This window comes from Halorubrum sp. SP9, assembly GCF_005435015.1.
Classification (GTDB): Archaea; Halobacteriota; Halobacteria; order Halobacteriales; family Haloferacaceae; genus Halorubrum; species Halorubrum sodomense.
The window spans coordinates 1-26893 of the sequence record NZ_SGXU01000033.1; the positions used below are offsets into that span (position 1 = coordinate 1).

Consider the following 26893-nt stretch of genomic DNA (forward strand, 5'->3'; position numbering starts at 1 on the left):
TCTTCGACACGACAGCGACAGCTCGCCAGTATCAACAATCTCCTACGGAAGAGCGCTCGGGTTTTCTACCGACGTGCGAGTCCGCCGCTTAAGTCGCTCCGACGGGTAGCGGGAGCCATGAGTCTAGAAGCGTCGACGACGCCGAGCGGCGAGCGGGTGTACACCGACCGGTCGCGCACCGAGCGCGGCGCGGACGGCCCCTTCTACCTCGTGTTCGCGGACGAGGCGGGCGAGTCCCGCTGGGGGTTCCGCTGCGGCAACTGCGAGTCGTTCGACACCGCGATGGACACGATGGGCCGGATCCAGTGTACCGAGTGCGGCAACCTCCGGAAGCCGGACGAGTGGGACGCGGCCCACGAGTGAGCTCGCGGTGTGGGTTCCCGCCCGGTGAACGGTCTCCGACGACGAGCCGCGTCCGCGGTTCTCCCGGCTGTTCCCGGCGACCCGTCTGATTCTCCGCGCCCGTAATCGTGAGAAAGTTTATCACGGATGGTGACGAACTCCGAGGTAGATGGCCACTGCGAGCATCCCCCCGACGACCGAGGCCAGAGACGTCTTCCGCGAACTGGGATACACCGTCTCCGACGGCGGACGAGAGTTCGTCGCCGAGCGCAAGTGGCGGCGCGTGTTCGTGACGGTGCTGTGTCTGGACAACGACGATCTCGACCCGTATCTCGCAGACGGCGGCGACACGCCGAGACTCCGGTGTTTCGTCACGTGGCGCGACCGCGCGGCCGACCTCCAGGAGCGGCTCGTCGCCGCGAAACCCCCCTACGACTGGGCGGTGATTGGCATCGACCGCGACGGCGAGGACTTCGCCGTGATGGAAGGCGCGCCCGGCAGTCCGTAGCCGGGCGGCGACTCCCTCCGTCTCCGCCGTCCCCCGACGCGTATTTTTATCCCCCCGTGTTCCCTACCGACACATGACATGGTCTTCAAGAAGATCACGCTGATCGGGACGAGCGAGGAGAGCTTCGACGCCGCGGCCGACGACGCCATCGACCGCGCGGAGGACACCCTCGACAACGTCTACTGGGTGGAGGTAGAGGAGTTCGGGGTAGAGCTCCAGTCCGCGGCCGACCGCGAGTACCAGGCCGAGGTCGAGGTCGCGTTCGAGCTGGAGGGCTGAGCGCGGTCCGCGGTTTTTACGGTTTATAAACGGTCGCGAGCGGTGCCGGTGTCTCTTTATAAGCAGTGGAGCGCGGATCGTCGACTCACACTGCCGAAGCCTCAGCCGCTCGGCTGTACGATGGGGCGGTATATAAGTGACCGATCGACGACGAACACCGCCGAAGCCCCAGCCGGGAGGCGGCCTGATGCTCGCTGTCGCCCGAAAATCGGAGATTTTCGGGATGACGAGAGAGCTTCGCTCTCTCGAACCACGCTCCTCACTCGGTCGCTCACTTCGTTCGCTCCCTCGTTGCGGTGCTTGCGTCGCCTCAGGCCGCCTCGCGCCTGCCCCTTCGAGTCCCGCCCCCGCACCGCACAGCACCTCACGCCTCCCCATCCTCGTCGGGCGCGTCCGTCGGGCTCCCTTCGGTCGCCCTCGGGGCGCCCGACTCCCTCGCGCGGGCTCCTCGCGACCTCCGCTTCGCTCCGGCCGCTCGCAGGCACGCGCCGCCGCACCGCAGTTCGTCGATGAGTTCCCGCGCGGCGGCCACCTATTTATCCGCCCGTGCCCACGACCCGGCAATGACCGCTTCACGCGCGCCGGCCGAGCCGACGGTCCGGGAGTTCGAAGCGACGGTCGACCGCGTCGACGGCCGCGAGGTCGTCCTCGACGAGACGTACTTCTACCCCGAGTCGGGCGGGCAGCCCGCTGACCGGGGAACGATCGACGGCCACCTCGTCGACGACGTATTCGAGCGCGACGGGGAGGTGGTCCACCTGCTCGACGACGACGCGGGGGGTTCCCTCGCGCCCGGCGACGAGGTGACGGGCCTGATCGACGACGCGTTCCGCACGTACTGCGCTCGCGCGCACACCGCCTCGCACGTGCTGTACGGGGCCGCGCGTCGGATCGCCGACGACCTCGGCTACGCCGGCTTCGACATCTCTCCGGAGAAGGTCCGCGTCGACCTGACGACGGCCGAGCCGCTGGGCGACGACGAGCTGATCGAGTTAGAGCGGCTCGCCAACCGCGCAGTCTGGGACTCGCTGCCCGTCTCGTGGGCGACCTACCCGGCCGACGAGGCCCGCGACATCGACGGGATCGCGTTCAACACCAAGACCGAGGAGGGCGCGATGAGCGGCGGCGACGCGGTCCGCGTCGTGACGGTCGGCGGCGGCGCGGACGCCGGGGGAAACCCGGCTGCGGACCCGGACGCCGCCCCGTGGGACGTCGCCGCCTGCGGCGGGACCCACGTCGAGAACACCGCGGAGATCGGCCCGATATCGGTGTTGGACCGGTCGAACCCCGGCGAGGGCGTGACCCGCGTCGAGTTCGCGGTCGGCCCCACCGCGATAGACGAGATCGGCGCGGTCCACGGCGCCGCGCTCGACGCCGCGACGACGCTCGACGCGCGCGTCGGCGACCTCCCGGACGCGGCCGCCCGCCTCCGCGACGAGGTCGACCGGCTGGAGACGGAGCTCCGAGACGCCCGCGGGGAGCTGCTCGCCGCCCGACTCCGCGACCTCCCGACCGCCGACGTCGACGGCGCGCACTGGGCGATCGGGACCGTCGACGACGCCGACCCGAACGAACTGCGGGAGCCGGCGACGGCGGCGGTCGAGGCCGACGGCGACCTCGACGCCCTCGCCGCGGTCGGGACCGGCGACGCTCCCTTCGTCGTGGTTGCGGCCGACGGTGGCGATGACGCCGGAGTCGACGCGGGCGACGCCGTGAGCGCGGTCACCGACGAGTTCGGCGGCGGCGGTGGCGGCGGCCCGACGTTCGCGCAGGGCGGCGGCCTCGACGCCGACCCCGAGGCCGTCGCGGCGTGGCTCCGGGAGCGATGACCGGGAAGCTCGGTCCCGACGCGCTCGCGGCGGCGCTCGCGGCGACCGGCGCGGCGGACCCGACCGTGACGCAGGGGCCCGCTTACGGCGAGGACGCGGCCGCGATCGACCTGGCCGGCGCCGGCGAGACGCTCGTCGTCGCGGCCGACCCCCTCTCGCTGGCCGCGGCGTCGGTCGGCACCTTGGCGGTCCACGTCGCCTGTAACGACGTCGCCGCGAGCGGCGCCGACCCGCGGTGGCTCACGCACACGCTCTTCCTGCCCGACGACGACCTCGACCGGCTCGGGGCCGTCGTCGAGCAGGTCGACGCGACCGCGAGCGACCTCGGGTGCGCGGTCGTCGGGGGGCACACCGAGGTGCTGGACGCGCTCTCCCGTCCGCTCTGCTCGATGACGGCGATGGGAACCACGGACCGCTTCGTGTCGAGCGGCGGCGCCGAGCCGGGCGACCGCCTCCTCCTCACGAAGGGGGCGGCGATCGAGGCGACCGCGATCCTCGCGAGCGACTTCCGCGAGGCGTGCCGCGAGGCCGGCGTCCCGGCCGCGACGCTCGATTCTGCCGCCGACTTCCTCGACGAGGTGAGCGTCGTCCCCGACGCGGCCGCGGTCCGCGACGCCGCGACCGCGCTCCACGACCCGACCGAGGGCGGCGTGGCGACCGCGCTCGTCGAGATGGCCTCGGCCAGCGGGGGCGCCTTCGCCGTCGAGCGCGACGCGGTCCCGGTCCGCCCCGAGACCCGCGCCTGCTGTGACGCGCTCGGCGTCGACCCGCTCGCGGCGTTCGGCTCCGGCGCGCTGCTGGCGGCCGTCCCGCCGGAGCGGGTCGACGACGCGCTCGACGCGCTCGACGCCGCCGGGATCGAGGGGGCGGCGATCGGCGTCGTCGAGTCCCCCGCCGACGAGTCGGCGGCGGGGACCGTCCGGATCGACGGCGAGCCGCTCGCGGAGCCGCCCCGGGACGAGCTGTACCCGTTGTGGGAGGCGCGCGAGGCGGAGACGTAGGTCGCCCCGACACCGGCCGACGGTCCGTCGGTCGAGCTCGCCTCGCCGATCGCTCACCTTTTTCGGTGAGGGACCGAACTCCGTCTCATGACCGGAGCACGCGTCGGGTCGGCGCTCACCGACGAGCAGGTAGCGGTCCGCGACCTCGTTCGCGAGTTCGCGGCCGAGGAGGTCCGGCCCACCGCGGCCGAGGCGGACGAGACGGAGGCGTTCCCCGAAGACGTCTGGGACGGGCTCGCGGAGCTCGGCCTCACGGGGCTGACGGTCCCGGAGGAGTACGGCGGGTTCGACGCCGACGAGACGACCTACGCGGTCGCGAACGAGGCGCTGGCGCACGGGTCGCTCGCGGTCGCGACCGCCCTCTCCGTCCACTGTCTCGCGACCTCCTGTATCGCCGAGTTCGGCACGGAACCGCAGCGCGAGGCGTGGCTGCCGGAGATGGCGGAGACGGGTCGGCCGGTCGGCATGTTCTGTCTCTCCGAGCCGCAGGCGGGCTCGAACCCGGCCCAGATGGCGACCACCGCCACGTACGACCCCGAGACGGACGAGTACGTGCTGAACGGCGAGAAGCAGTGGATCACGAACGGGGAGCGCGGCGGCGTCGCCGTCGTCTTCGCGAAGGCCGCGCGCGAGGGCGGCGACGGCCGTTCCGCCGAGGCCGACGACGCGATCACCCAGTTCCTCGTGCCGGCCGACACTGACGGCTTCGAGGTCGGCAAGAAGGAGGAGAAGCTCGGCCTCCGCGCGTCGGACACCACCGGCATCACGTTCGACGACTGCCGGATCCCCGCCGAGAACCGGCTCACCGAGGAGGGGAAGGGGCTCTCTGCGGCCTTCCGGACGCTCACCGAGGGGCGGATCGGCATCGCGGCGCAGGCGGTCGGCGTCGCGCAGGCCGCGCTCGACGAGGCGAAATCGTACGCGACGGAGCGCGAGCAGTTCGACCGCCCGATCGGTGACATCCAGACGATCCGGCACAAGCTCGCGGAGATGTCGACCGACGTGTCGGCGGCGCGGCTGCTCGTCCGCGAGGCGTGCCGGCAGGCCGAGGCCGGCGAGGACTACCGCGTCGCCGCCTCGAAGGCGAAGTACCGGGCCAGCGAGGCCGCGATGTCGGTAACGAACGAGGCGGTCCAGATCCACGGCGGCTACGGCTACACGACCGAGTTCGACGTCGAACGCCTCTACCGCGACGCGAAGATCACGGAGATCTACGAGGGGACGACGGAGATCCAGAAGACGATCATCGCCCGGGGGGTGTTGGGGGAATGAGCGGCGTCGACGCCGATGGCGCGGCCCGCGACTCCCGCGACCCGGTCGCCCTCGGCTCGCGGCTCGCCGGCTACGACGCGGTCGTCTACGACCTCGACGGCACCCTCGTCGAACTCGCGGTCGACTGGGACGCCGTCGCGGACGCGGTCCTCGACGTGTACGCCGACCACGCGCTCATTCCGCCGACCGAGGAGCTGTGGGGGCTGCTCGGCACGGCCGACGAGTACGGGATCCGCGCCGAGGTCGAGGAGGCGATCGCGGCCCACGAGCGCGCCGGCGCCCGCGAATCGACCCGCCTCCCGCTCGGTGATCGACTCGCGGCCGGGGCCGCGGACGGCGACGCCGCTGACTCACGTTCCCGCGTCGGCGTCTGCTCGCTCAACTGCGAGGAGGCGTGTCGGATCGCGATCGAGGCCCGCGGGCTCGACGACGCCGTCCTCTCGGACGCGATCGTCGGCCGCGACACCGTCGACAGCCACAAGCCGGACCCGGAGTCGCTGCTCGCGGCGATCGATCGGCTCGGTGGCGTCCCCGAGGACGCGCTGTTCGTCGGGGACTCGCGGCGCGACGCGGTCGCCGCCGAGCGCGGCGGCGTCGACTTCGCGTGGGCCTCCGACCTGCTCGGGGAGTAGCGCGGGGCGGTCGAGGGCGGGGCGAACGGGGGCGGGCCGCGAACGCGCGCTCAGGCGTGCTCTTCGGCTTCGTCGCCCGTCGGTTCGCCGTCGCTGCCTTCGTCTCCCTCCGAGTCGCCGTCGCCCGTCTCGGCCCGCTTCGCGTACAGCGCGACGGCGACCGCGGTGACGAACCAGATCGGTGCGCCGACCCGGACCGCGAACGCGGCGCGCGCGCCCCACGACTCCAGCGTCACGAGCGTCGACAGCAGGGCCGCGGCGGGCGCGCCCACAAGGATGGTGACGACGAACGTCGTCTGCATCACCCACGCGTAGTCGACCCCCTCGTACTCGGCCCGCTCGACTGGTTGCACGCGAGAGACTCCGCGGTGAAGCGGCAAATCGGTGGCGGTCGGCCCGCGGCGACGGTCTGCTCGCGGCGGCCTCGCCGTGTCGGCTTTCCGGTTCCCGACGATTTTACCACGCGGCGCGGGTGACTCGGAGGTATGACCACGACGCGGGGACTCCGGGAGGGCGACGATCCGATCACGATGCTCACCGCCTACGACGCCCCGACGGCGGCGGTCGTCGACGAGGCCGGGATCGATATCGCCCTCGTCGGTGACAGCATGGGCAACGCCGCCCTCGGCTACGACTCCACGCTCCCCGTGACGTTCGACGAGGTCGCGAGCCGGACCGCGGCGGTCGCGCGCGCGACGGAGGACGCCCTCGTCGTCGCCGACATGCCGTTCCTCTCGTTCGGCGTCGACGAGGCCGACTCCGTCCGCAACGCCGGCCGCCTGCTGAAGGAGGCGAACGCGGACGCGGTGAAGATCGAGAGCGGGCCGCACACCGTCTCGACCACCCGACGCATGACCGAGGTCGGGATCCCCGTGATGGCGCACCTCGGCTTGACCCCACAGCACGTGAACCGGCTCGGCGGCTACACCCGACAGGGGACCGAGCAGGAGGCCGCCGAGGAGATAATCGAGCTGGCGGGCGACCACGCCGACGCCGGCGCGTTCGCGCTCGTGTTGGAACACGTCCCCGCGAACCTCGCGGGCGCGGTGACGAAGGCGCTCGATATCCCGACGATCGGCATCGGTGCGGGGCCCGACTGCGACGGCCAGGTCCTCGTGATCAACGACGCCGTCGGCCTCGGGGAGTGGTCGCCGCCGTTCGCGAGGCGGTTCGGGGACGTGCGCGGGGAGATGGTCGACGCCGTCGAGGCGTACCGGGAGGCCGTGACGAGCGGCGAGTTCCCGGCCGAGGAACACTCGCACGTCGAGGAGGACCTCGACGACCTGTACTGACGGGCGCGGCCGGCCGGGCCCGACCCCGTCGCACCCGTTCCTCCCGCGTTCTTAAATCGGAACGAATCCGAGGACCGCCGGCAGGTCGCTCGGGTCCATCCGGGTCACGGTGACGTAGAGGACGGTGAAGATCACGGCGTTGTGGAGGCCGTGGAGCAGCGCGGGGACGACGAGGTTCTCGGTGTACTCGTACACCGCGCCGAACACCAGGCTCGGCACGAAGAGGATGGAGACGGTCGTCAGCCGCGCGGAGAGGCCGCCGGTCAGCGCCATCAGGTGGATCGTGGCGAAGATGGCGGCAGAGAGGAGTATCGACGGGGCCGCCGGCAGCGACTCGCGGAGTCGTCCCTGAACGACCCCGCGGTAGAGTATCTCCTCGCAGGGGCCGATGACGAGGAACGAGGCCGCGATGAAAAGCGGGATGATAGACGGGTTTCCCATCGCCAGTTCGGCGCTCTGGTTCGCCGCGGTCTCCGTGCCGAGCAGCTGGACGACAGTCGAGACCGCGAGGATCAGAACGAGGATCACGACCCAGCTGCCGAGGACGATCCCGACCTCCCTGAGGCTCGGCACCCGGACGCCGAGGTACGAGACGATCTCCTCGCGGTCGAGGCCGCGCCACGCGAGGTAGCCGACCGCGAGCCCGCCGAACGCGACGTACTGGCCGAATACCAGCGTGAGAACGACGCTCGCTGCGAGCGAGAGGCCGCCGGCCACCGCGTCGATCGCGAGGACGGCCACGCCGCTCGCGAGCGCGATGACCGGGCCGAGGACGCCGAGGACTAGGGCGGTCGCGATCGCGATGCCCGGCGACCCGCCGGTCCCCCCTGAACCGTCCGCGTCGTCGGAGGCGGGGTCCGGGTCGACGTCGTCGAACTCGTCGTGAACCCCGCCGTCCGGGGTCGGGTCGCCGCTGGAGGGATCTGCCATCGCTCCGAGTACGACCCGCCCGGCAAAATGATTGTCCGTCTCGGAAGCCGCGGGGGAAATGGTTGTCCGCGTCGGAAGCCGCGCGGACGGGGCCCTCGCGGGCGTCCGAGCGCCGGTCACCGGTGGAGCAGCTCGTACCACAGCACCGCGGTGACTGCCCGGCCGTCGCGCAGGCCGTCGTCGACGACCGCGGCGAGCAGGTCGTCGTACGGCACCGTCTCGACCGCGATCGACTCGTTGTGGTCGAGGTCGCGGTCGGCGGTCGGCTCGCAGCCGGTCGCCAGCACGTGGTGGTGGACCGCGTTCGCCATCCCGTTGGTCGGCTCGACGGTCGTCAGCCGCTCGAACGAGTCGGCCTCGTACCCCGTCTCCTCGGCGAGTTCCCGGGCCGCGGCGCGCTCGATCGCGTCGTCGGTCGCCCCGCCGTCCGCGCTCTCGGCCCCCTCGTCCGTCGGCTCCATCGTCCCCGCCGGAATCCCGCGGTTCACCCGGCCGACGGCCTGCCGCCACTCGTCGATGACGACGGCGTCGCCGTCGGGCGTCAGCGGCAGCACCACGACCGCCGGCGGCTCGTCGACGTAGTGGAACCCGTCGGTCTCGCCGTCCGGGAACCGCACCTCGTCGCGTCGCACGTCGAAGCCGGGGCAGGCGTAGTCGACGGCCGAGTCGAGCGTCTCCCACGCGAGGTCGGGGGCTGCGTCGTCCATGGGTCGCGGTCGTCGCTCGGGGCGTAAATACCCCGCCGTCGCGCGCCCCGACGCCGGTCACGCGTCCGGTTCGGTCACGCGGCCGGTTCGGTCACGCGGCCCGGACGCGACCGACCGCGAGGCGGCCGACCGTCCCGACGACCCACGCGAGCGTCCCCAGGGCGAGCGCGGCGGCGGCGAGGACGGCGAGCCCGTCGACCCCGAGGAGGGCGACGAACCGCTCGCCGGGCGACCGACCGGAGAGGCCCAGGAGGTAGTGGTCGACGCGGTGTCCGAGGAGCGCGGCGTAGACGGTCGCCCACGAAGCGACCAGTCCGCTCCGCCGGGCCGCGAGCGCGGCGGCCGCGAGCATCCCCGCGACCGTCGCGTCTCCGGGGAGGACGATCACGCCGCCGGTGACCTCGAAGAGCCCGACCGCGTAGGCGGCGAAGACGAGCGCGAAGCACAGCGCCGGCGCGGCGAGCCGCGGGTCGGGACGCGGGCGGTCGCGGTCGGTTCCGAGGAGGAGCGCGCGGCGGGATGGCACGCGAGGACCGTCCGCGCCGCGGCGGAAAAACCTCGGGGCTCGCGGCCGGCGCCGTCTCGGCGCGGTCAGTCCCAGTCGCCGAGCGTCGCCTGCCCCTCGTCGGCGTCCCGGCGGTCGCGCCCGCCGGTCGGCCCGTCTCCGTCGCCGCGGTCCGGCGGCCCGTCGACCCAGTCGGTGAGCTTCCCGCCGTCGGGGCCGCCGCGGGCCTCCGGCGCGGCCTCCCGGTCCCGTCCGTCGCCCCCGTCGCCGCCGCCGGCGTCGAACCCGCCGAGCGTCGCCTGATCGGTCTCCGCGAAGTCCAGCTTGGAGACGCGGACGCCCAGCCTGCGGACCCGGGCGTCGTCGAACTCCGCCAGCAGGTCGAGCGCCACCTCCTCGACGAGGTCCGGGTCGTCGACGGGGCCGGGGAGGCTCCGCGCACGGGTGCTGACGTCGAACGGGGGCTCGACCGCCTTGATCCCGATGGTGCGGTAGAGGCAGCCGCGCTCGCGGGCGCGGCGGGCCACGTCGGCGGCGAGCGCGGAGACGGTCTCCCGCTTCGTCGACTCGTCGGCGGTCGTCGGCAGCGCCGACTCGCGCGAGAGGCTCTTCGGGAGGCCGGTCGGCGTCACCTCGCGGTCGTCGTCGCCGGCGGCGCGCCGGGAGAGCTCCGGACCGCGCTCGCCCAGCGCGTCGGCGAGTCGATCGCGGTCGGCGGCCGCCAGGTCGCCCGCGGTGTCGATCCCCAGCTCCGACAGGGTCTCCTCGGTCACGGGACCGACGCCGTGAACGTCAGCGGTCGGCAGCGGCGCGAGGAACTCCGCGACGGACCCCGGCGGGACGACGACGAGTCCGTCGGGCTTGTCGGCGTCGCTGGCGACCTTCGCGGCCGACATGTTCGGCGCGACGCCGACGCTCGCCGGCACGCCCGCCTCCCGCTCGATCCGGTCTTTCACGTGGCGGGCGTACCCCTCGGCGAGCGTCCGCGCCTCGGCGGGGCCGGCGGCGCCGCTCGGCGGCGGGTCGGCGGGGTCGTCGTCGCCGTCGGCCGGGTTCCCACCGCCCCCCGCGGCCGCCCACGAGGTCCGGTCCGTGACGTCGAGGTACGCCTCGTCGATGCTCACCTCGCGGCGGGTGTCGGCGCAGTCGCGCAGGACCGCCTTCACCTCGGCCGCCACGTCCTCGTAGAAGTCGAGGTCGACGGGGACGTACCGCCCCGTCTCCTCGGGGTCCGGAGCGTCGGGGTCGTCCGGGTCGGCGTCGGCGCGGCGGGGGAGCAGCGCTAACGCCTCCGAGACCGGCATCGCGCTCTCGACGCCGAACTCGCGGGCCTCGTAGCTCGCGGTCGCGACCGCGCCGATCGACTCGCCCGGCTCGTACCCCATTCCGACCACGACGGGCTCGCCGTCGAGGTCGTCGTGGCGCAGCCGCTCGCAGGAGGCGTAAAAGCAGTCCATGTCGACGTGGCAGACGACGCGGTCGGGCGCGTCGTCCCCCTCGTCGCCGGCGCCCGGGAGCGTCTCCCCGGCGACGGGCGTCCCGCCGGTCATCGCGTTCGGCTCCGCGCCCCGGGCCCTTAAGAATCAGCCACGCGCGCCGGAAGTGGTCTCGGTCCGCCGTCGCCCTCGATTCCGGTCCCGGACTCGGATCCAGATCCGATAGCCGGGGCGGTAGTCGTTTATTCCGTGCGTCCGTACCACACCGGTATGCCCGGAGCGATCGACGTGCTACACGTCGACGACGACCCGTCGGTCCTCGACCTCGCGGAGGCGTACTTCGAGCGGGAGCTCGACTCGGTGGCGGTGACGACCGTGACCGACCCGGAGACGGCGCTGGAGCGGCTCGACGAGACCCGGTTCGACTGTATCGTCAGCGACTACGACATGCCCACGATGGACGGATTGGAGTTCTTCGAGGCGCTGCGCGAGCGTCACCAGCGGGTTCCGTTCGTGCTGTACACCGGCAAGGGATCCGAGGAGATCGCGAGTCAGGCGCTCAACGCCGGCGTCACCGGGTACTTCCAGAAGGGCGGGCCCGAGCAGCTCCGCCGGCTCGCGAACCGCGTCGACCAGGCCGTCGACGAGTACCGGACGGAGGAGATCGCCGACCGCTACTCGACCGTCATCGAGGCGCTCGGCTACCCCGTCTACGTCGTCGACGAGACCGGCGTCTTCCGGTTCGTCAACGAGCCGTTCGCCGAGCTCACCGGCTACGACCGCGAGGAGATCGTCGGGAAGACGCCCGGGTTCATCAAGGACGACGCGGCGGTTCAGGAGGCGGAGGACCGGCTCGGCACGATCCTCTCCGACTCCGGGCCCGACGTCCAGCACTTCGCCGTGGACATCGTCCCGAAGGAGGGAGAGCCGATCCCCTGCCGCGACCACATGGCCGCGCTGCCGTACGAGGGCGACTCGTTCGACGGCAGCGTCGGCATCCTCCGCGACGTCTCCGACGAGCGCGAGCGCCGCGAGGAGCTGGAGACGAAGACGCGCGCGCTCGACGAGGCGCCCGTCGGGATCACCATCACCGACCCCGCGCAGGCGGACAACCCGATGGTGTACGTCAACGACCGGTTCGTCGACATGACCGGGTACGGTCGCGACGAGTCGCTCGGCGTCAACTGCCGGTTCCTCCAGGGGCCGGACACCGAGGCGGAGTCGGTTCAGGCCCTCCGGAACGCGATCGACGCCGAGGAGTCGACGAGCGTCGAGCTGTTGAACTACCGGAAGGACGGGACGGAGTTCTGGAACCGGGTGAGCATCGCCCCCATCTGCGACGCGGACGGCACCGTCACGCACTGGGTCGGCTTCCAGGAGGACATCACGGCGTTCAAGCAGCGCGAGGCCGCCCTCGAACGACAGAACGACCGGCTCGACTCCTTCGCCAGCATCGTTTCACACGACCTGCGAAACCCCCTCAACGTCGCGCAGGGGCGCGTCCAACTGGCGAAGGACGCCTCCGACGACGCGAACCTCGACGCCGCCCTCGACGCGCTCGACCGGATGGAGTCGATCGTCGAGCGCACGCTCGCGCTCGCCCGCGAGGGCGAGACGGTCGGCGACCCGGGGCACGTCGCGCTCGCGGACGTCGTCAGCGACAGCTGGTCGACGGTCGACACCGCGTCGGCGACGCTCTCGGTCGAGACCGAGCGCGAGGTGCTTGCGGACCCGGACCGCCTCCGGAACCTCTTCGAGAACCTGATGCGCAACGCGGTCGACCACGCCGGATCGGACGTGTCGCTCCGCGTCGGCGACCTCCCGGACGGCTTCTTCGTCGAGGACGACGGGCCGGGCATCGACCCGGCCGTCGCTGACTCCCTCTTCGAACCCGGCGAGAGCGGAACCGCGGGCAACACCGGGTTCGGCCTCGCGATCGTCAAAGAGATCGCCACCGCGCACGGCTGGACCGTCGAGGCGACGACCGGCGAGGACGGCGGCGCGCGCTTCGAGGTCCGCGGGATCGACAGGCGGATGCCGGCGGCCCGCTGAATCCCCCGGCTCCGGTCGACCGGAATCCGCTCCGACGGAACCGGATCGACTCCCCCCGTTCACAAGCGCCTTTATGCTCCGCTCCGAACGGCGAGTGAATGGGATCGCTCTCCGGAATCGCCGAGACCGACCGTCGCGTGATCGTGTTGGCGCTCGCGCGGATGGTCGGCGCGGCCGGAAACTCCTTTCTCATCGTCGTCCTCCCGCTGTACATCACCAGCGACGTCGTCGACATCGAGGGGTTACTCGGGACCGAGGTGGGTGTCGGCGCGGCCGCGGTCACGCTGACCGAACCGCTGCTCATCGGGATCGTCCTCTCGCTGTTCGGTTTCCTCAACAGCCTCTCGCAGCCGTTCACGGGGCGATTTTCTGACCGCGTCGGCGCGCGGCGCCCCTTCGTCCTCGCCGGCATCCTCCTCTTGGGCACCGCCAGCGGGCTCTACACGATCGCCACGAGCTACCCGGCGCTGGTCGCGCTGCGCGCGGTCCAGGGGCTCGGCGCGGCGCTCATCATCCCCGCGACGGTCGCCCTGGTCAACGAGTACGCCGCGGGCGACGCCGACCGCGGCGGGAACTTCGGGGTGTACAACACGTTCCGGCTCATCGGGTTCGGCTTCGGTCCGGTGCTCGCGGGCGCGGTGGTGTCGGGCGGCCCGTACGACCTCTCCGCGGTCGGGCTCCCGGTCCTCGACGGGTTCGACGCGGCCTTCGTCGCGGCCTGCGCGGGGGCGTACCTCAGCTTCACGCTCGTGTTCCTGCTCGTCCGCGACGCCGACGTGGAGGGCGAGGCGGGCGACGACGTCTCGATCCGGGTCCGCGGCGAGGACCGCCTGCTCGACCCCGTGTTCACGCTCGGACTCGCGACCGTCGCGATGGGCGCCTGTATCGCGCTGTTCGCGACGCTCCAGAACCAGGTGAACGTCCGGCTCGACCAGGCCCCCATCTGGTTCGGCGCCCAGTTCGCGGCCGTGACGATCGCCAACGTGATCTTCCAGGTCCCGGTGGGGCGCGCCAGCGACCGGATCGGTCGCCGGCCGTTCCTCCTCGCCGGGTTCGTCCTCCTGATCCCGACGACCTTCCTCCAAGGGGTCGTGACGGAGCCGGCGCTGATGATGCTCGTCCGGCTCGGGCAAGGGATCGCGGTCGCGTGCGTGTTCGCCCCGTCGCTCGCGCTCGCCGGCGACCTCGCCCGCGAGGGCGAGTCCGGCACTACCCTCTCCGTGCTCACGATGGGCTTCGGCTTCGGCGTCGCCTTGGGGCCGCTGGCGTCCGGCTGGCTCTACGGCTTCGGCTTCGTCGTCCCCTTCGCCGTCGGGGCCGCGGCCGCCGCGCTCGGCCTCGTCGCGGTGTTCACGCAGGTGGAGGAGACGCTCGACGTCGGCGACGAGCCGAGCGCGGCGGCGGGCGCGGACTGAAGCGAGGGCGGGCACCGACCGGCCGCGGGCGCGCGTCTTTTCCCGGCCGCGGCCGAAGCGCCTCGCGTGTCGAGCGACCGCCTCCGCTGCGTCGAGTGCCGGGAGCCGATCCCCGCCGACGCGCGGATCTGCCCGCACTGCCGGAGCATCCAGCCCTCGCCGCTGCTCGACGTCGGCGTGGTCGTCGCGGGCGCCTTCGCGCTGCTTTTCGGCGTCGTCCTCGCGGTGATGACCGTCGGGGCGAGCCGCCTCCTCGGACTCGTCCTGCTCGTCGTCGGGTTCGGCCTCGCCGTCGGCGGCTACGCGCGGTACGTCGACCGGCGGGCGGCGGCACGGGCCCGGTGAGTGCCTCTCAGGCTCGACGGCGCCGCCCGCGTTTCCCGTCGTCTCGGTCGCGACAATTTAAGTGCCAGCGCGCGCCACGATACGCACATGCTCACCCCACTCAACGGCGGGCTGGTCCTCGCGGGGCTCGCGCTCGCGTTCGTCGGCGCGGCGGTCTCCGTCTACGCGGTGACGCTGACGGGGCTGCTCGTCGGCGCCGGCGCGGGCTACCTGTTCGCGCCGAACGTCGTCGGCCTGGTCGCGGTCGACGGGGCCGTCCTGACCGCCGGCGTCGTCGCGGTCGGCGGCCTCCTCGGCGGGTTCTTGGCCTACGCCGGGCTCTCGTTCGCGGTGCTGGGAATCGGGGCCGTCGTCGGCGGGTTCGCCGGTCGGTTCGCGGTGGGCCCCTTCTACGCGGCGGACGCGACGGGGATCGAGGGGACGGCGCTGCTCGTCGGCGCGACGCTGGCGGGCGTCGCGGTCGGCGCGCTGTTCGGGTTCGTCCTCACCCGGACGACGCTCGTGGTCTCGACCGCGCTCATCGGCGCGGCGTTCGCCTCCCGGTCGCTCACCCCGGCGAGCTTCGAGACCGCCGCGGCGGAGACGACCGTCCGGCCGCTCCTCTTCGACCTCTCCGCGCCCGCGTTCCTCGCGGTGTTCGTCCTCGGGACGCTCTCGCAGCTCGGCCTGTTCAAGTTCGGCTACGTGACGAAGCTGGTCGGGCTCCTGCCCGGCGCGCGCCGGTGGACGGCCGGCGACGACCGCGACGCGGACGCGGACGCGGCCTGACTCCTCTCGTCCCCCGGCGGCTCACTCGTACTCGTAGAAGCCGCGACCGGTCTTCTTGCCGAGGTCGCCGGCCTCCACCTTGCGCTTGAGGAGGTAGGCGGGCTTGTAGCGGTCGCCGAGCTCCTCGTGGAGCGTCTCGCTGGCGTCGAGCGCCACGTCGAGGCCGATGTGGTCCGCGAGTTCGAGCGGCCCCATCGGGACGTTCGTACCGAGCTTCATCCCGCGGTCGATGTCGGTCTTCTCGGCGACGCCCTCGTCGTACGCGCGGATCCCCTCGTTTATCCACGGCATCAGGATGCGGTTGGTGACGAAGCCGGGCTTGTCGTCGGCCTCCCACGTCTCCTTGCCGAGGTCCTCGGCGAACGAGTGGGCGAAGTCGACGACTTCGGGGTCGGTGCGCTCGCCGACCACGACCTCGACGCCGTCCATGATCGGGACGGGGTTCATGAAGTGGAGGCCGACCACGTCGCTCGCGCGGTCGGTCGCGCTCGCGATCGTCGTGATCGACAGGGTGGAGGTGTTCGTCGCGAGGACCGCGTCGTCGTCGGTGACGCGGTCGAGGTCCTCGAACACGTCGCGTTTCACGTCGAGGTCCTCGATCACGGCCTCGATCGCGACGTCGGCGTCGGCGAGGTCGTCGAGGTCGGTCGTGCCCGCGATTCGGTCGCGGATCGCGTCCGGCTCCTCGTCGAGCGCGTCCTTCCCGGCCAGCCGGTCGAGGCTGTCGGCGACGCTGTCGAGGCCGCGCTCGACGTACTCGGTCTCGACGTCCCGCATCACCACGTCGTAGCCCGCGGTCGCCGCGACCTGCGCGATGCCGTTGCCCATCGTCCCGGCGCCGACGACGCCGACGACGTCGACCTCGGAGAGTGCTCGCATGCGAACCGCTGCCGCGTCGTGGGTGGTAAGTATTGCGGAAGCCGGGTCCGAGCGTCCCGCCCGATAAATTAACAATTCGAGTAGTAACTGTCGGGTCCGTTCGATCGCTCGGCACTCGCCTCGAAACGCCGTTCAGACGGCCGCTCAGATTCTTTACGTCCGGTAAAACGACCATAGCTCTTTTTACATATGTAACTGAAATACGAACTGATGCTTCCTCACGCCGCCGACGACATCTCGCGCGACGGCAAGTCGCTCATCTTAGCGTACGACCACGGGATCGAACACGGGCCGGTGGACTTCGAGCCGAATCCGGACACGGCGGACCCGGAACGGATCTTCGAACTCGCCACCCACGAGGCGGTCACCTCGCTGGCCGTCCAGAAGGGGCTCGCGGAGGCGTACTACCCCGACTACGAGGACGAGGTCAACCTCCTGTTGAAGCTCAACGGGACCTCGAACCTCTGGATGGGAGAGCCGGACAGCGCGGTCAACTGTACGCCGGAGTACGCGGCCGAGCTGGGCGCGGACGCGATCGGGTTCACCGTCTACGCCGGCTCGAACCACGAGGTCGAGATGGCCGAGGAGTTCCGCGAGGCCCAGGAGGGCGCCCGCGAACGCGGGATGGGCGTCGTCATGTGGTCGTACCCGCGCGGACAGGGGCTGCGCAACGACGGGAGTCCGGACGTGATCTCGTACGGCGCGCGGCTCGGCTTAGAGCTCGGCGCCGACGTGGTGAAGGTGAAGTACCCCGGCTCCGCCGAGGCGATGGGCGACGCAGTCGAGATGGCCGGCCCCGCGGACGTCGTGATGTCCGGCGGAACGATGCGCGACGACGAGGCGTTCCTCCGGAACGTCTCGAACGCCATCGACGCGGGCGCCACCGGCATCGCCGTCGGCCGCAACGTCTTCCAGCGCGACGAGCCCGAGCGCATCCTCGACGCGTTAGAGGCCGTGATCTTCGAGGAAGTCGACCCGGCCGAGGCGCTGGCCGTCGCCGAGAGCGCCGACTGATGTCCGACCCTACCCCCCGCGGCGACGGCGGCTCCGCCGACCCGGTCGTCGACGCCGTCTTCGACGCGGTCGCGGCGACGGCCCCGGAGATCCGCGCCGCGCTCCCCGGCCGCCGCGTCGAGAGCGGGACGGAGAACGCCTCCGGCGAATCGGTGCTGGCGGGCGACCTCTACGCCGACGAGCTGCTCGGCGACGCGATCACCGCGGTCGACGGCGTCGGCTCGTTCGTCAGCGAGGAGCGCGAGTCGGCGGTCGACGCGGGCGGCGCGGTCGGGAGCGGGCCGGACGACGCCTACGCGGTCGCGATCGACCCCCTCGACGGCTCCTCGAACCTCCGGTCGAACAACGCGATGGGCACGGTCGTCGGGATCTACGACGCCCCGCTGCCGGCGAGCGGTCGCGACCTCGTCGCCGCCGGCTACGTCCTCTACGGCCCGATCACGACGATGGTCGTCGCGGACGAGACGGGCGTCCGCGAGGAGGTCGTCGAGCGCACGTCCGACGGCGACGGAGTCGAGCGCTCGGTCGTCGAGGCCGACCTGACGCTCCCGGAGACGCCGACCGTCTACGGGTTCGGCGGTCGCGTCCCCGACTGGACCGCGGAGTTCCGGGCGTACGCCCGGGCGATCGAAGACAGCCTGAAGCTCCGCTACGGCGGCGCGATGGTCGGCGACGTGAACCAGGTGCTCACTTACGGGGGCGTGTTCGCGTACCCCGCGCTCCGGAGCGCGCCCGAGGGGAAACTCCGCCTCCAGTTCGAGGCGAACCCGATCGCGTACGTCATCGAGCGCGCGGGCGGCGCCTCCTCGGACGGGACCGGCTCGATCCTCGACGTCGAGCCCGAGGCGGTCCACCAGCGCACGCCGCTGTACGTCGGCAACGAGGCGCTGATCGAGCGGCTGGAGGCGGCCGTCGACGCGGACTGAGGGAGGGAGCCGTTTCGCGCAGCGGACGGTTGCGTCCCGCCGTCGCCGGCGCGACCGCGCCGGTCTCGCATGGAAAACTGTTTAGGATCCACCGCAAATCTTGCGTCCATGAACGTCCACGTCGGCGCGGCGGCGACCCCCGAGGAGGCCGAGGCGATCGCGAAGTCGCTGGCGGAACACCTCGGCGTCGGCGTCGACGTCCACGTCGGAGACGAGGAGACGCCGGCCGCGACCGCAGCGCCGCCGGAACCGAGCTATCCGCTCGGCGACGACCTCGGCCCCACGGACCGCGAGCGCGATCTCCGAGCCGAGATCGACGACATCCTGAAGGGCGGGCCGGAGAAGTACCGCGACCGCCTCTCCGAACAGGGGAAGCTGTTCGTCCGCGACCGCCTCGACCTCTGGTTCGGCGGCGAGGACGGCACCCGCGGCGCCGGCGACGCGAGCGCGGTCGACGGCGAGCCGGCAGGGGTGAAGTTCGAGGACGGGAAGTTCGCGGCGTTCGACGACTGGCACCCGGACGCGCCCGGACGCGGCGATGACGCGGACGGGAAGGACGATGCGGGCGACGGCGACCGCCTCCCCGGCGACGGGCTACTGACGGGCGCCGCCGAGTTCGAGGGGCGCGACGTCCACTTCATGGCCAACGACTTCACGGTGAAGGCGGGGTCGATGGCGTCGAAGGGCGTCGAGAAGTTCCTCCGGATGCAGCAGCGCGCACTGAAGACGGGGAATCCGGTCCTCTACCTGATGGACTCCTCCGGGGGGCGGATCGACCAGCAGACCGGCTTCTTCGCCAACCGCGAGGGGATCGGGAAGTACTACTACAACCACTCGATGCTGTCGGGGGCGGTCCCGCAGATCTGCGTCCTCTACGGCCCCTGTATCGCCGGCGCCGCTTACACACCCGTCTTCGCGGACTTCACGGTGATGGTCGAGGGGATGTCCGCGATGGCGATCGCCTCGCCGCGGATGGTGGAGATGGTCACCGGCGAGGAGATCGAGATGGACGAGCTCGGCGGGCCGCGGATCCACGCCGAGGAGTCCGGCTCCGCCGACCTCGTCGCCCGCGACGAGGAACACGCCCGCGAACTGGTCGCGGACCTGATCGGGTACCTCCCGGATCGGGCCGGCGAGAAGCCCCCGAAACGGGAGACGAAGCCGCCGAAGTTCTCGCCGGCGGGGATCGACGAGCTGATCCCGGAGTCGCCGAACCGCGCGTACGACGCCCGCGACCTGCTCGACCGGATCGCCGACGCCGAGTCGGTGTTCGAGCTGAAGGAGGGGTACGGGCCGGAGATCGTCACGGCGTTCTGCCGGATCGACGGGCGGCCGGTCGGCGTCGTCGCCAACCAGCCGACCGAGCGGTCGGGCGCCATCTTCCCGGACGCCGCGGAGAAGGCCGCCGAGTTCATCTGGACCTGCGACGCCTACGAGATCCCCCTGTTGTACCTCTGTGACACGCCCGGCTTCATGGCCGGGTCGGGCGTCGAGAAGGACGCCATCTTAGAGAAGGGGAAGAAGATGATCTACGCCACCTCCTCGGCGACGGTGCCGAAACAGACCGTCGTCGTCCGGAAGGCGTACGGCGCGGGCATCTACGCGATGGGCGGCCCCGCCTACGACCCTGAGAGCGTTATCGGGCTCCCCTCCGGCGAGATCGGTATCATGGGGCCGGAGGCCGCGATCAACGCCGTCTACGCCCGGAAGCTCGCCGAGATCGACGACCCCGAGGAGCGCGCGGCCGAGGAGGATCGCCTCCGCGAGGAGTACCGCGAGGGGATCGACGTCCACCGGATGGCGAGCGAGGTGGTCATCGACGAGATCGTTCCGCCCTCCGACCTCCGCGCCGAACTGGCCGCCCGGTTCGACTTCTACGAGGACGTTCGGAAGGACCTGCCGGACAAAAAGCACGGGACCGTCCTCTGACGCCCCGAACCACGGCGCCGCGATCAGTTCGCCGCCGCGCGCCCCGAGGACCCTCGAACCCGAGCCCGACCGCCAGTCCGGTCCGAGGAGCGCGCCGACGCACGCCGTCGACCACGAGGCCGTTGAGAGACCGACGGCTGAGGCGGGTTTCCGGCCGAAATGACGGTCTCCGCGTTCCGGCGCTCGCGGCCGCAGTAGTTTTAATATCAACGTCGAAATACGACTGACCCGTGACACTCCGAGTGAACGGGAGCTGCCGGTTCCGCTTTCCGGTGCCCGACTACGAGGCGGCGTTCCCGTGGCTTGACTCCCCCCCGAAGTGGCGCCTCGGGAGCGCCGATGCGGGGTCCGGCGTCGAGGACGGCGCCTGGCACTGCCCCCACGAGGCGTACGGCGACCGCGACCGGTGTCTCTTCCACCTCGACCCCGACGAGCGGCCGCCGAGCGACCGCGCGAACGTCTCCGTCCGACTCGTCGAGACCGTCGCGGCGGCGAACGAGGAGAGCGACCCGGTCGTCAGCCGGCGGCGCTGCCAGTTCGTCGGCGCGAAGTTTCCGACGCTCGACCTCGAACAGCGCGAGATCGGCGGCGGGAGCCGGGAGACGATCGACTTCAGACACGCGGAGTTCGGCGCCGTCGTCTGTCGGAAGACCGAGTTCGCGCAGCCGGTCGACTTCTCCGGCGCGACGTTCGACCCCGGGGCCGCGCCGCCGGCCGACCCCGGCACCGACGTCCTCGACCCGACCCTGGAGAGCGTCCCCTTCGGGATCGACTTCAGCCGCGCGACGTTCTCGGACTTCCTCGAACTCAAGAGCGCGCTGTTCCGCCGACCGGCGCTGTTCCGCGAGGCGCAGTTCGACAGGGCCGTCAGCGCCGGTCACGCCCGGTTCCTGGATCACGCCTCCTTCCTCGCGGCCGACTTCGACGACCTGGCGATGTTCAACGACGCCCTGTTCCGCCGCGACGCCCGCTTCCAAGCCGCCCGGTTCTTCGACCTCGCGGACTTCAAGCGCGCGTGCTTCGGCGGTCGAGTCAACTTCGACAGGGTGCTCTGCGAGGGCGACCTCGAAGTCGACGAGTCGGACTTCGTCGAGCCGCCCCCCGACGGCCCCGTCCGGTCGACCCCGGCGTTCAGGGGGTCGCTGAGCGCGGACATGGCGGTCGTGACCGGTCGCCTCTCGCTCAACCGCGTCGCCGTCGCCGACGACGTTCGGGTCCGGGACGCGGAGCTGTCGCGGATCCGGTTCGAGTCGCCGGACACCGGCGGGGAGACCGGGTACGTCGACCTGAGTCGCTCGACCGTGAACCGGGGGACGCTCGGGCAGCCCGCCGCCGAGGGAGAGATGCTGTACGACCTGTACCGGGCGACGCTGGGCGACGTCAAGTTCAGCGGCGACGCCGACGAGCTCCTCTCCACCCGGATTCGGATCCTCCGGACGCGCTACGACGGGTTCGACTTCACCGACGAGGACTCCGTCGACCTCTCTCGCGTCGACAACTGGATCCACCGGTTCGAGGTCGACCCGATGGCGCTCCCCTGCTACTGCGGCGACGGGCCCGAACACGTCGGACGCTACATCATCGACGACGCGGTCTGCCCGCGTCACGACCGGGAGTCCGACAACGCCGCGCTCCAGGCGACGTACGCGTACGCGAAAAACGGCGCGGACGAGGCCGGGGACAACGTCAGCGCCGGGGCGTTCTTCTACCGCGAGATGCGGTTCAACCGGGCGGAGTACTTCGACAACGCGCTGCGCGGCGACGCCGAGTCCGGCGTCCTCGGCCGAGTCAGGAACGGCTCTCGGTGGACCCGGTCGTGGTTGCTCGCGGCCTCGACGGGCTACGGTGAACTGCCGTATCGGGTGGTCGTCACGTCGTTGGCACTCATCGGCGGCTTCGGGTACGTCTACTGGAACTGGTCCGGCCTCGCCGCTGAACAGGGCCCGGTCGAGGCGCTGATCTTCTCGTTCCAGTCGTTCATCTCGTTCGTGCTCGGCCCCCCGGGGACGACGACGCTGGTCCAGGAGATCCTCTCGGCGGTGGAGGGGTTCGTCGGAGCGTTCCTGATCGCGCTGTTCGTGTTCACGTTCACCCGCCGCATTCACCGCTGACGACGCCGCTTCCGGCGTGACCACCACAAAAAAGAGCCTGGCTTTCGTACGCGGTTCCAATGGTGACTCACCTCGTCTCCGCCGTCGACTCCTACTCCCTCTCCGACGACGCCGTCGAACTCCGCTGCCGACTCGAGACTCCCGGGCCCGAGACGACCCCCGACGAGGACCGAACCGTCCCGGTCCGGATCCGGTTTTTCGCGCCCGACGTGTTCCGGTTCGAGATGCTCTCGACGCCGGAGAACCCGACCTCGGAGTCCCCGATCTCGTACGATCTCGACGCCGTCACGCGTCCGGTCTCGCTGTCCGCGAGCGAGCGTGACGGGACGCTCCGGGTCGAGACGTCGGCGCTTTCGGTGCGGATCGGCCTGGGGGAGTGGTCCTTCGAGGTCCGCGCGGACGGCGATCGACTCCTCCGCGAGCGCCGCGACGACCGCACCGCCAAGGGCGAGCGACGGACGCAGCCGCTGCGGTTCGTCGAGGAGGAGGTCAACCGCTGGCCGCTCCGGGTGACCGAGACGGGGACGGCGTTCGGCCTGGGCCCGGACGAGCGCCTCTTCGGCCTGGGCGAGAAGTTCACGGACCTCGACAAGCGCGGACAGGCGATCGAGTCGTGGGTGACCCAGCCGAACGGGACCGAGACCGAGTTCGCGCACAAGAACGTCCCGTTGTACCTCTCGACGCGCGGATACGGGCTCCTGGCCGACACCGCCCGCAAGACCACCTTCGACTTCGGGGCGTCCTCCTCCGGGACCATCGACCTCCGCGTGGAGGGCGACGCCCTGCGGTTCTTCTTTTTCACCGGCGACCGGCTGAAGGAGCTGCTCCGGCAGTACACCGCGCTCACCGGACGCCCGCACCGCCCGGAGCGGTGGACGTTCGGCCTGTGGATGTCGCGGCTCAGCTACCAGTCCCGGTCGGAGCTCGAGTCGGTGGCCGACGCCCTCAGGGAGCGGGAGATCCCCTGCGACGTGCTCCACGTCGACCCGTACTGGATGGACATCGAGAGCATCTGCGACCTGGAGTGGGACGAGGAGGCGTTCCCGGCCCCCGAGGCGATGATCGAGTCGCTCTCCGACCGCGGCTTCAAGCTCTCCCTCTGGGAGTACCCGTACGTCCGGGTCGATTCACCGCTGTTCGAGGAGTTCGCCGACCGCGGGTTCTTCGTCGAGGACGGGGCCGGAGACCCGTACGTCCTCTCGCGGCTCAGCGTCGACGACCGCGGCGGTATCGTCGACTTTACCGATCCCGACGCTCGGGAGTGGTGGTCGGACCGGCACCGGGAGCTGGCCGAGTCGGGCGTCGACGTGTTCAAGCTCGACTTCGGGGAGTACCTCCCGCGGGACGCCGTGTTGAGCAACGGGAAGACCGGCGCGGCGATGCGGAACCGCTACCCGCGGCTGTACTACGAAACGGTTCAGAACGCGCTCCGCGAGGCCGGGCGGGACCGGCCGACGCTGTGGGTCCGCTCCGGCTGGATCGGCGACCAGGAGTTCCCGATACACTGGGGCGGCGACCCCGACACGACCTTCGAGGCGATGGCGGCGAACCTCCGGGGAGGACTCAGCCTCGCGCTCTCGGGGTACTCCTTCTGGGCCACTGACATCGGCGGTTTCCGCGGCGAGCCCACGCCGGAACTGTACGTCCGCTGGGCCCAGTGGGGACTGTTGGGGACCAGCCACGCCCGCTTCCACGGGACGACGCCCCGGGAACCGTGGCACTTCGGCGAGGAGGCGGAGGCGATCGTTCGCGACTACGCGAAGGAGCGCTACCGCCTCCTCCCGTACCTGTACTCGTACGCCGAACGGGCCGCCAGGACGGGTCTCCCGGTGATGCGGCCGCTGGTGCTCGAGTTCGAGGACGACCCGGCCGCGGCGGGCGTCGACACGCAGCTCCTCCTGGGAGAGGAGATCCTGGTCGCCCCGATACTGCGTCCGGGCGGCCGACGGGAGGTGTACCTCCCCGAGGGGGAGTGGGTCGACTACTGGTCCGGCGCGCGGCACGAGGGCGGACGCTCGATCGACGTCGACGTTCCGCTCGACACGATGCCGGTGTACGTCCGCGCTGGCAGCGTCGTTCCGTACCGTCCGTGGACGCAGCACCTCGACGGCGATCCCGGACCGATCCACCTCCGGGTCGAGTTCGGCTCCCGGGGCGAGACCTCCGGCCCCCGCGAGGCGACGTTCGAGTACTTCGACGAGTCCGCCGACGAGTTCGTCCCCGTCGCGGCGGCTCACGAGACCGCGGCCGACTCGGTGACGCTCGACGTTCCGGGAGGCGTCGCGTCCGCCCGCCTGCGGCGCTTCGACGATCCGCCGGCGTCGCTCGCGGTCAACGGCGACTCGTACGAGCGCGTCGCCGGCGATCCCGGCCCCGGCGAGTGGACGCACGCCGACGGCGACGGCGCCGTCCGCGTCGTCATCGCGGCGACGGACGGCGAGAACCCCCTGCCGTGACCCTCGCGCCCCCGGAGCGCTCTCGCGCGCTCGTCGCCGTGGTTATTTGACGCCCGCGCGCCGAGGGTCCGGTATGGAAGCCGCCTTCGCGGAGTACCTCGACGAGTTCACGCGCCGAGACTGGGAGACGCTCGACCCGAATGCCGTCACCGACCCCGTCCGGGTCGCGGTGGTCGGCCTCGGCTGGTTCGCCCGCGAGTGGGCGCTGCCCGGCATCGAGCGGTCGGCGTACACCGAGGCGACCGTCGTCACCGACGTCGATGCCGACGCCGTCGAGGCGGTCGCCGCCGAGCGCGACGTGACGGGCGTCACGCCCGACGAGCTCCGATCGGGCGCCGCCGCGGACGCGTACGACGCGGTGTACGTCGCGACGCCCAACGCGACCCACCTTGAGTACGTCGAGGCCGCCGCGGCGCAGGGGAAGGCCGTCCTCTGCGAGAAGCCGCTGGAAGTGACGCCGGACCGCGCCCGTCGGCTCGTGGGCGCGTGCCGCGACGCCGGCGTCCCCCTGATGGTCGGCTATCGGATGCAGACCGACCCCGCCGTCCGGCGGCTCCGCGACCTCCTCGACGCGGGCGTCGCGGGCGAGGTGATCCACGTCCACGCGACGATGTCGCAGACGATGCTCGGGGAGCTCGGCGGCGACCACGACCAGTGGCGGCTCGACCCCGAGCTCTCCGGCGGCTGCGCCGTCATGGACCTGGGCGTCTACCCGCTCAACACGACGCGGTTCGTCCTCGGCGAGGACCCGATTCGGGTGTCCGGGCGGACCCGCTCGGAGCACGAGGCGTTCGCCGACGTCGACGAGCACGCCACCTTCCGGCTGGAGTTCTCCGGCGACGTCGACGCGCTGTGTACGGTGAGCCAGAACGCCCAGCACGCGAGCCGGCTGGAGGTCACCGGGACGGACGCTCGGCTACTTCTGGACCCGGCCTTCTACGAGCGGGAGGACCGCGGGTTCGCGGTCGTCCGCGACGGCACGCGGGTCGACGTCGAGTTCGATCAGGTCCACCAGATCGAAGCGGAGTTCGCGTACTTCGGCCACCAGCTGCTGGCGGGCGAGCCGTTTCACGCCGACGGCGAGCACGCGCTCACGGACATGCGCGCGCTCGACGCCGTCTACGAGTCCGCCGAGACGGGGGAGCCGGTCGACCTCGGCGGCGACTGACTCCGCTTCGGATCACTGTTCGATCCCGTACACGTCGCTCGTCCAGTCGCGGGCCGGGGTGTCGTACACCGGCGCGTCGCGGTCGCGCTCGTCGAGGCGCCGCCGGTCGGCCGCGTCGAGCTCCCAGTCCGTCTCGGCGTTGGCCCGGACGTGGTCCGGGGTCGACGACCGCGGGAGCGGGACGACGCCGCGGTCGAGCGCCCACCGGATCACGATCTGCGCGGGGTGTTTATCGTACTTCTCGGCCAGCTCGGCGACGACCTCGTCGCCGAACACGTCCGTCCGCGCGAGCGGCGCCGCCGCCTCGATCACGGTGTCGGTCTCGCGGCAGTAGTCGACGAGGTCCGGCCGCTGGAACCACGGGTGGAACTCGATCTGGTTGACCGCGATCGGCACGTCCGAGACGTGGTGCGCGCAGCTCAGCTGGTACGCGCTGAAGTTCGAGACGCCGACGTCGCGCACGAGCCCGCGGTCGCGCAGCTCCGCCATCGCCCGGAGCGTCTCGCGCAGCGAGATGGCCGGGTTGGGCCAGTGGATGAGGTATAAATCGAGGTAGTCGACCCCGAGCCGGTCGAGCGACGCCTCGCACGACGCGATCACCGACTCGTAGTTGAGGTTCTTCGCGAGCACCTTCGAGGTGAGGAACACGTCCTCGCGGTCGACGCCGCTCGCGGCGAGCGCGTCGCCGACGGCCGCCTCGTTGTGATACCCCTCGGCCGTGTCGATGTGCGTGTACCCGGCGTCGAGCGCCGCGCGCACGCTGTCGGCCGTCTCGCCGTCGTTGAGGTCGTACGTGCCGAGTCCGAGCGCCGGCAGCTCCGCGCCGCTCGGCAGCGTCTTCGTTGGTACGGTCACGCGAACGCCTTCGGGGGATCGCCGATTGAAACTACCGGTCGGGGAACCCGCCTCGGTCGGGGTTCTCGATGACCGCGTAGCGGTATTTAAATCACAGGCGCAGTTCCCCGACCGTTTATAAATAACCGGGGCGGCGGCGCGTGCCTGCGAGCGGCCGCCCCCGGCGGCCGCGAGGCAGCACGCGCGAGGGAGTCGCGGCCGCTTTTAAGCGGCCGCGACGAGGCTGGGGAGGCGTGAGGTGC

At 71.6% G+C, this 26893-nt stretch carries 26 protein-coding genes; 18 read left to right on the forward strand and 8 right to left on the reverse strand.

The features are described from left to right. Positions 1-117 precede the first annotated feature (117 nt). From EXE45_RS13790 to EXE45_RS13800, 3 genes are all read left to right on the forward strand, one after another. Positions 118-363, forward strand: coding sequence for a DUF5816 domain-containing protein (locus EXE45_RS13790; RefSeq protein WP_092919825.1), 246 nt, complete (start codon positions 118-120; stop codon positions 361-363). 148 nt (positions 364-511) lie between these two features. Beyond that, complete coding sequence (locus EXE45_RS13795) at positions 512-850, forward strand: hypothetical protein (protein ID WP_137694669.1); 339 nt, start codon at positions 512-514, stop codon at positions 848-850. Between the two features lie 78 nt (positions 851-928). Continuing rightward, positions 929-1129: a dodecin gene (locus tag EXE45_RS13800; protein WP_092919828.1), complete on the forward strand. Its 201-nt coding sequence runs from the start codon at positions 929-931 to the stop codon at positions 1127-1129. Between the two features lie 364 nt (positions 1130-1493). Here EXE45_RS13800 and EXE45_RS20755 read toward each other — a convergent pair whose 3' ends face one another. Then, the gene (locus EXE45_RS20755; protein ID WP_158294272.1) at positions 1494-1661 is read right to left on the reverse strand and encodes a hypothetical protein; all 168 of its coding nucleotides are present in this window, start codon (positions 1659-1661) and stop codon (positions 1494-1496) included. 31 nt (positions 1662-1692) lie between these two features. Here EXE45_RS20755 and EXE45_RS13810 point away from each other — a divergent pair, with 31 nt between their 5' ends. The 4 genes from EXE45_RS13810 (at position 1693) to EXE45_RS13825 (ending at position 5863) form a co-directional block, all read left to right on the forward strand. Then, a complete protein-coding gene (locus tag EXE45_RS13810) occupies positions 1693-2958 on the forward strand; it encodes a DHHA1 domain-containing protein (RefSeq protein WP_137694671.1) in 1266 nt (421 codons plus the stop codon). Continuing rightward, entirely contained in the window at positions 2955-3959 is a 1005-nt protein-coding gene (locus EXE45_RS13815) for an AIR synthase family protein (protein ID WP_092919832.1), read from the forward strand. Before EXE45_RS13810 ends, EXE45_RS13815 begins: the two co-directional genes overlap by 4 nt. A gap of 87 nt (positions 3960-4046) precedes the next feature. Then, the gene (locus tag EXE45_RS13820) at positions 4047-5231 is read left to right on the forward strand and encodes an acyl-CoA dehydrogenase family protein (protein ID WP_137694672.1); all 1185 of its coding nucleotides are present in this window, start codon (positions 4047-4049) and stop codon (positions 5229-5231) included. Further along, on the forward strand, positions 5228-5863 hold the full coding sequence (locus EXE45_RS13825; protein ID WP_137694673.1) for an HAD family hydrolase: 636 nt from the start codon (positions 5228-5230) through the stop codon (positions 5861-5863). Before EXE45_RS13820 ends, EXE45_RS13825 begins: the two co-directional genes overlap by 4 nt. Positions 5864-5913: 50 nt before the next feature. Here the strand turns inward: EXE45_RS13825 and EXE45_RS13830 are convergent, their stop codons facing one another. After that, the gene (locus EXE45_RS13830) at positions 5914-6216 is read right to left on the reverse strand and encodes a DUF5822 domain-containing protein (protein ID WP_137694674.1); all 303 of its coding nucleotides are present in this window, start codon (positions 6214-6216) and stop codon (positions 5914-5916) included. Positions 6217-6348: 132 nt separating this feature from the next. Here EXE45_RS13830 and panB point away from each other — a divergent pair, with 132 nt between their 5' ends. Next, entirely contained in the window at positions 6349-7155 is an 807-nt protein-coding gene (panB, locus tag EXE45_RS13835) for a 3-methyl-2-oxobutanoate hydroxymethyltransferase (RefSeq protein ID WP_137694675.1), read from the forward strand. Positions 7156-7206: 51 nt separating this feature from the next. Here the strand turns inward: panB and EXE45_RS13840 are convergent, their stop codons facing one another. The 4 genes from EXE45_RS13840 to EXE45_RS13855 form a co-directional block, all read right to left on the reverse strand. Next, positions 7207-8085: a CPBP family intramembrane glutamic endopeptidase gene (locus EXE45_RS13840; protein WP_092919842.1), complete on the reverse strand. Its 879-nt coding sequence runs from the start codon at positions 8083-8085 to the stop codon at positions 7207-7209. Positions 8086-8201: 116 nt separating this feature from the next. Beyond that, positions 8202-8792, reverse strand: a complete 591-nt coding sequence (locus EXE45_RS13845) for an NUDIX hydrolase (protein ID WP_092919844.1) — start codon at positions 8790-8792, stop codon at positions 8202-8204. Positions 8793-8883: 91 nt separating this feature from the next. After that, positions 8884-9318, reverse strand: coding sequence for a hypothetical protein (locus EXE45_RS13850; protein WP_092919846.1), 435 nt, complete (start codon positions 9316-9318; stop codon positions 8884-8886). A 65-nt stretch (positions 9319-9383) separates the two neighbouring features. Further along, complete coding sequence (locus EXE45_RS13855; RefSeq protein ID WP_137694676.1) at positions 9384-10847, reverse strand: DNA polymerase IV; 1464 nt, start codon at positions 10845-10847, stop codon at positions 9384-9386. Between the two features lie 156 nt (positions 10848-11003). Here EXE45_RS13855 and EXE45_RS13860 point away from each other — a divergent pair, with 156 nt between their 5' ends. From EXE45_RS13860 to EXE45_RS13875, 4 genes are all read left to right on the forward strand, one after another. Further along, positions 11004-12785, forward strand: coding sequence for a PAS domain-containing protein (locus EXE45_RS13860; RefSeq protein ID WP_137694677.1), 1782 nt, complete (start codon positions 11004-11006; stop codon positions 12783-12785). Between the two features lie 98 nt (positions 12786-12883). Continuing rightward, positions 12884-14200 (forward strand): MFS transporter, encoded by a 1317-nt coding sequence (locus EXE45_RS13865; protein ID WP_137694678.1) that lies wholly within the window; start codon positions 12884-12886, stop codon positions 14198-14200. A gap of 66 nt (positions 14201-14266) precedes the next feature. Then, the gene (locus EXE45_RS13870; RefSeq protein ID WP_137694679.1) at positions 14267-14545 is read left to right on the forward strand and encodes a zinc ribbon domain-containing protein; all 279 of its coding nucleotides are present in this window, start codon (positions 14267-14269) and stop codon (positions 14543-14545) included. An 87-nt stretch (positions 14546-14632) separates the two neighbouring features. Then, on the forward strand, positions 14633-15313 hold the full coding sequence (locus tag EXE45_RS13875) for a phosphate ABC transporter permease (RefSeq protein WP_137694680.1): 681 nt from the start codon (positions 14633-14635) through the stop codon (positions 15311-15313). Positions 15314-15334: 21 nt separating this feature from the next. Here EXE45_RS13875 and EXE45_RS13880 read toward each other — a convergent pair whose 3' ends face one another. Then, positions 15335-16192 (reverse strand): 3-hydroxyacyl-CoA dehydrogenase family protein, encoded by an 858-nt coding sequence (locus tag EXE45_RS13880; protein ID WP_137694681.1) that lies wholly within the window; start codon positions 16190-16192, stop codon positions 15335-15337. Between the two features lie 210 nt (positions 16193-16402). On the opposite strand from EXE45_RS13880, the gene EXE45_RS13885 reads away from it, so the two are divergent. The 6 genes from EXE45_RS13885 (at position 16403) to gfo6 (ending at position 25796) form a co-directional block, all read left to right on the forward strand. Further along, a complete protein-coding gene (locus EXE45_RS13885; protein WP_092919860.1) occupies positions 16403-17206 on the forward strand; it encodes a class I fructose-bisphosphate aldolase in 804 nt (267 codons plus the stop codon). After that, positions 17206-18132 (forward strand): class 1 fructose-bisphosphatase, encoded by a 927-nt coding sequence (locus EXE45_RS13890; RefSeq protein ID WP_137694682.1) that lies wholly within the window; start codon positions 17206-17208, stop codon positions 18130-18132. The genes EXE45_RS13885 and EXE45_RS13890 overlap by 1 nt, the downstream gene beginning before the upstream one ends. A gap of 108 nt (positions 18133-18240) precedes the next feature. Beyond that, positions 18241-20061 carry an acyl-CoA carboxylase subunit beta gene (locus EXE45_RS13895; RefSeq protein ID WP_137694683.1) on the forward strand — a complete coding sequence of 607 codons (1821 nt, stop codon included), beginning with the start codon at positions 18241-18243 and terminating at the stop codon, positions 20059-20061. A gap of 242 nt (positions 20062-20303) precedes the next feature. After that, positions 20304-22172: a pentapeptide repeat-containing protein gene (locus EXE45_RS13900; protein WP_241989491.1), complete on the forward strand. Its 1869-nt coding sequence runs from the start codon at positions 20304-20306 to the stop codon at positions 22170-22172. A 59-nt stretch (positions 22173-22231) separates the two neighbouring features. Further along, positions 22232-24628: a TIM-barrel domain-containing protein gene (locus tag EXE45_RS13905; RefSeq protein ID WP_137694685.1), complete on the forward strand. Its 2397-nt coding sequence runs from the start codon at positions 22232-22234 to the stop codon at positions 24626-24628. Between the two features lie 73 nt (positions 24629-24701). Next, positions 24702-25796: a D-xylose 1-dehydrogenase Gfo6 gene (gfo6, locus tag EXE45_RS13910; protein WP_137694686.1), complete on the forward strand. Its 1095-nt coding sequence runs from the start codon at positions 24702-24704 to the stop codon at positions 25794-25796. A 12-nt stretch (positions 25797-25808) separates the two neighbouring features. Here gfo6 and EXE45_RS13915 read toward each other — a convergent pair whose 3' ends face one another. Then, entirely contained in the window at positions 25809-26651 is an 843-nt protein-coding gene (locus EXE45_RS13915; RefSeq protein WP_137694687.1) for an aldo/keto reductase, read from the reverse strand. Positions 26652-26893 lie beyond the last annotated feature (242 nt).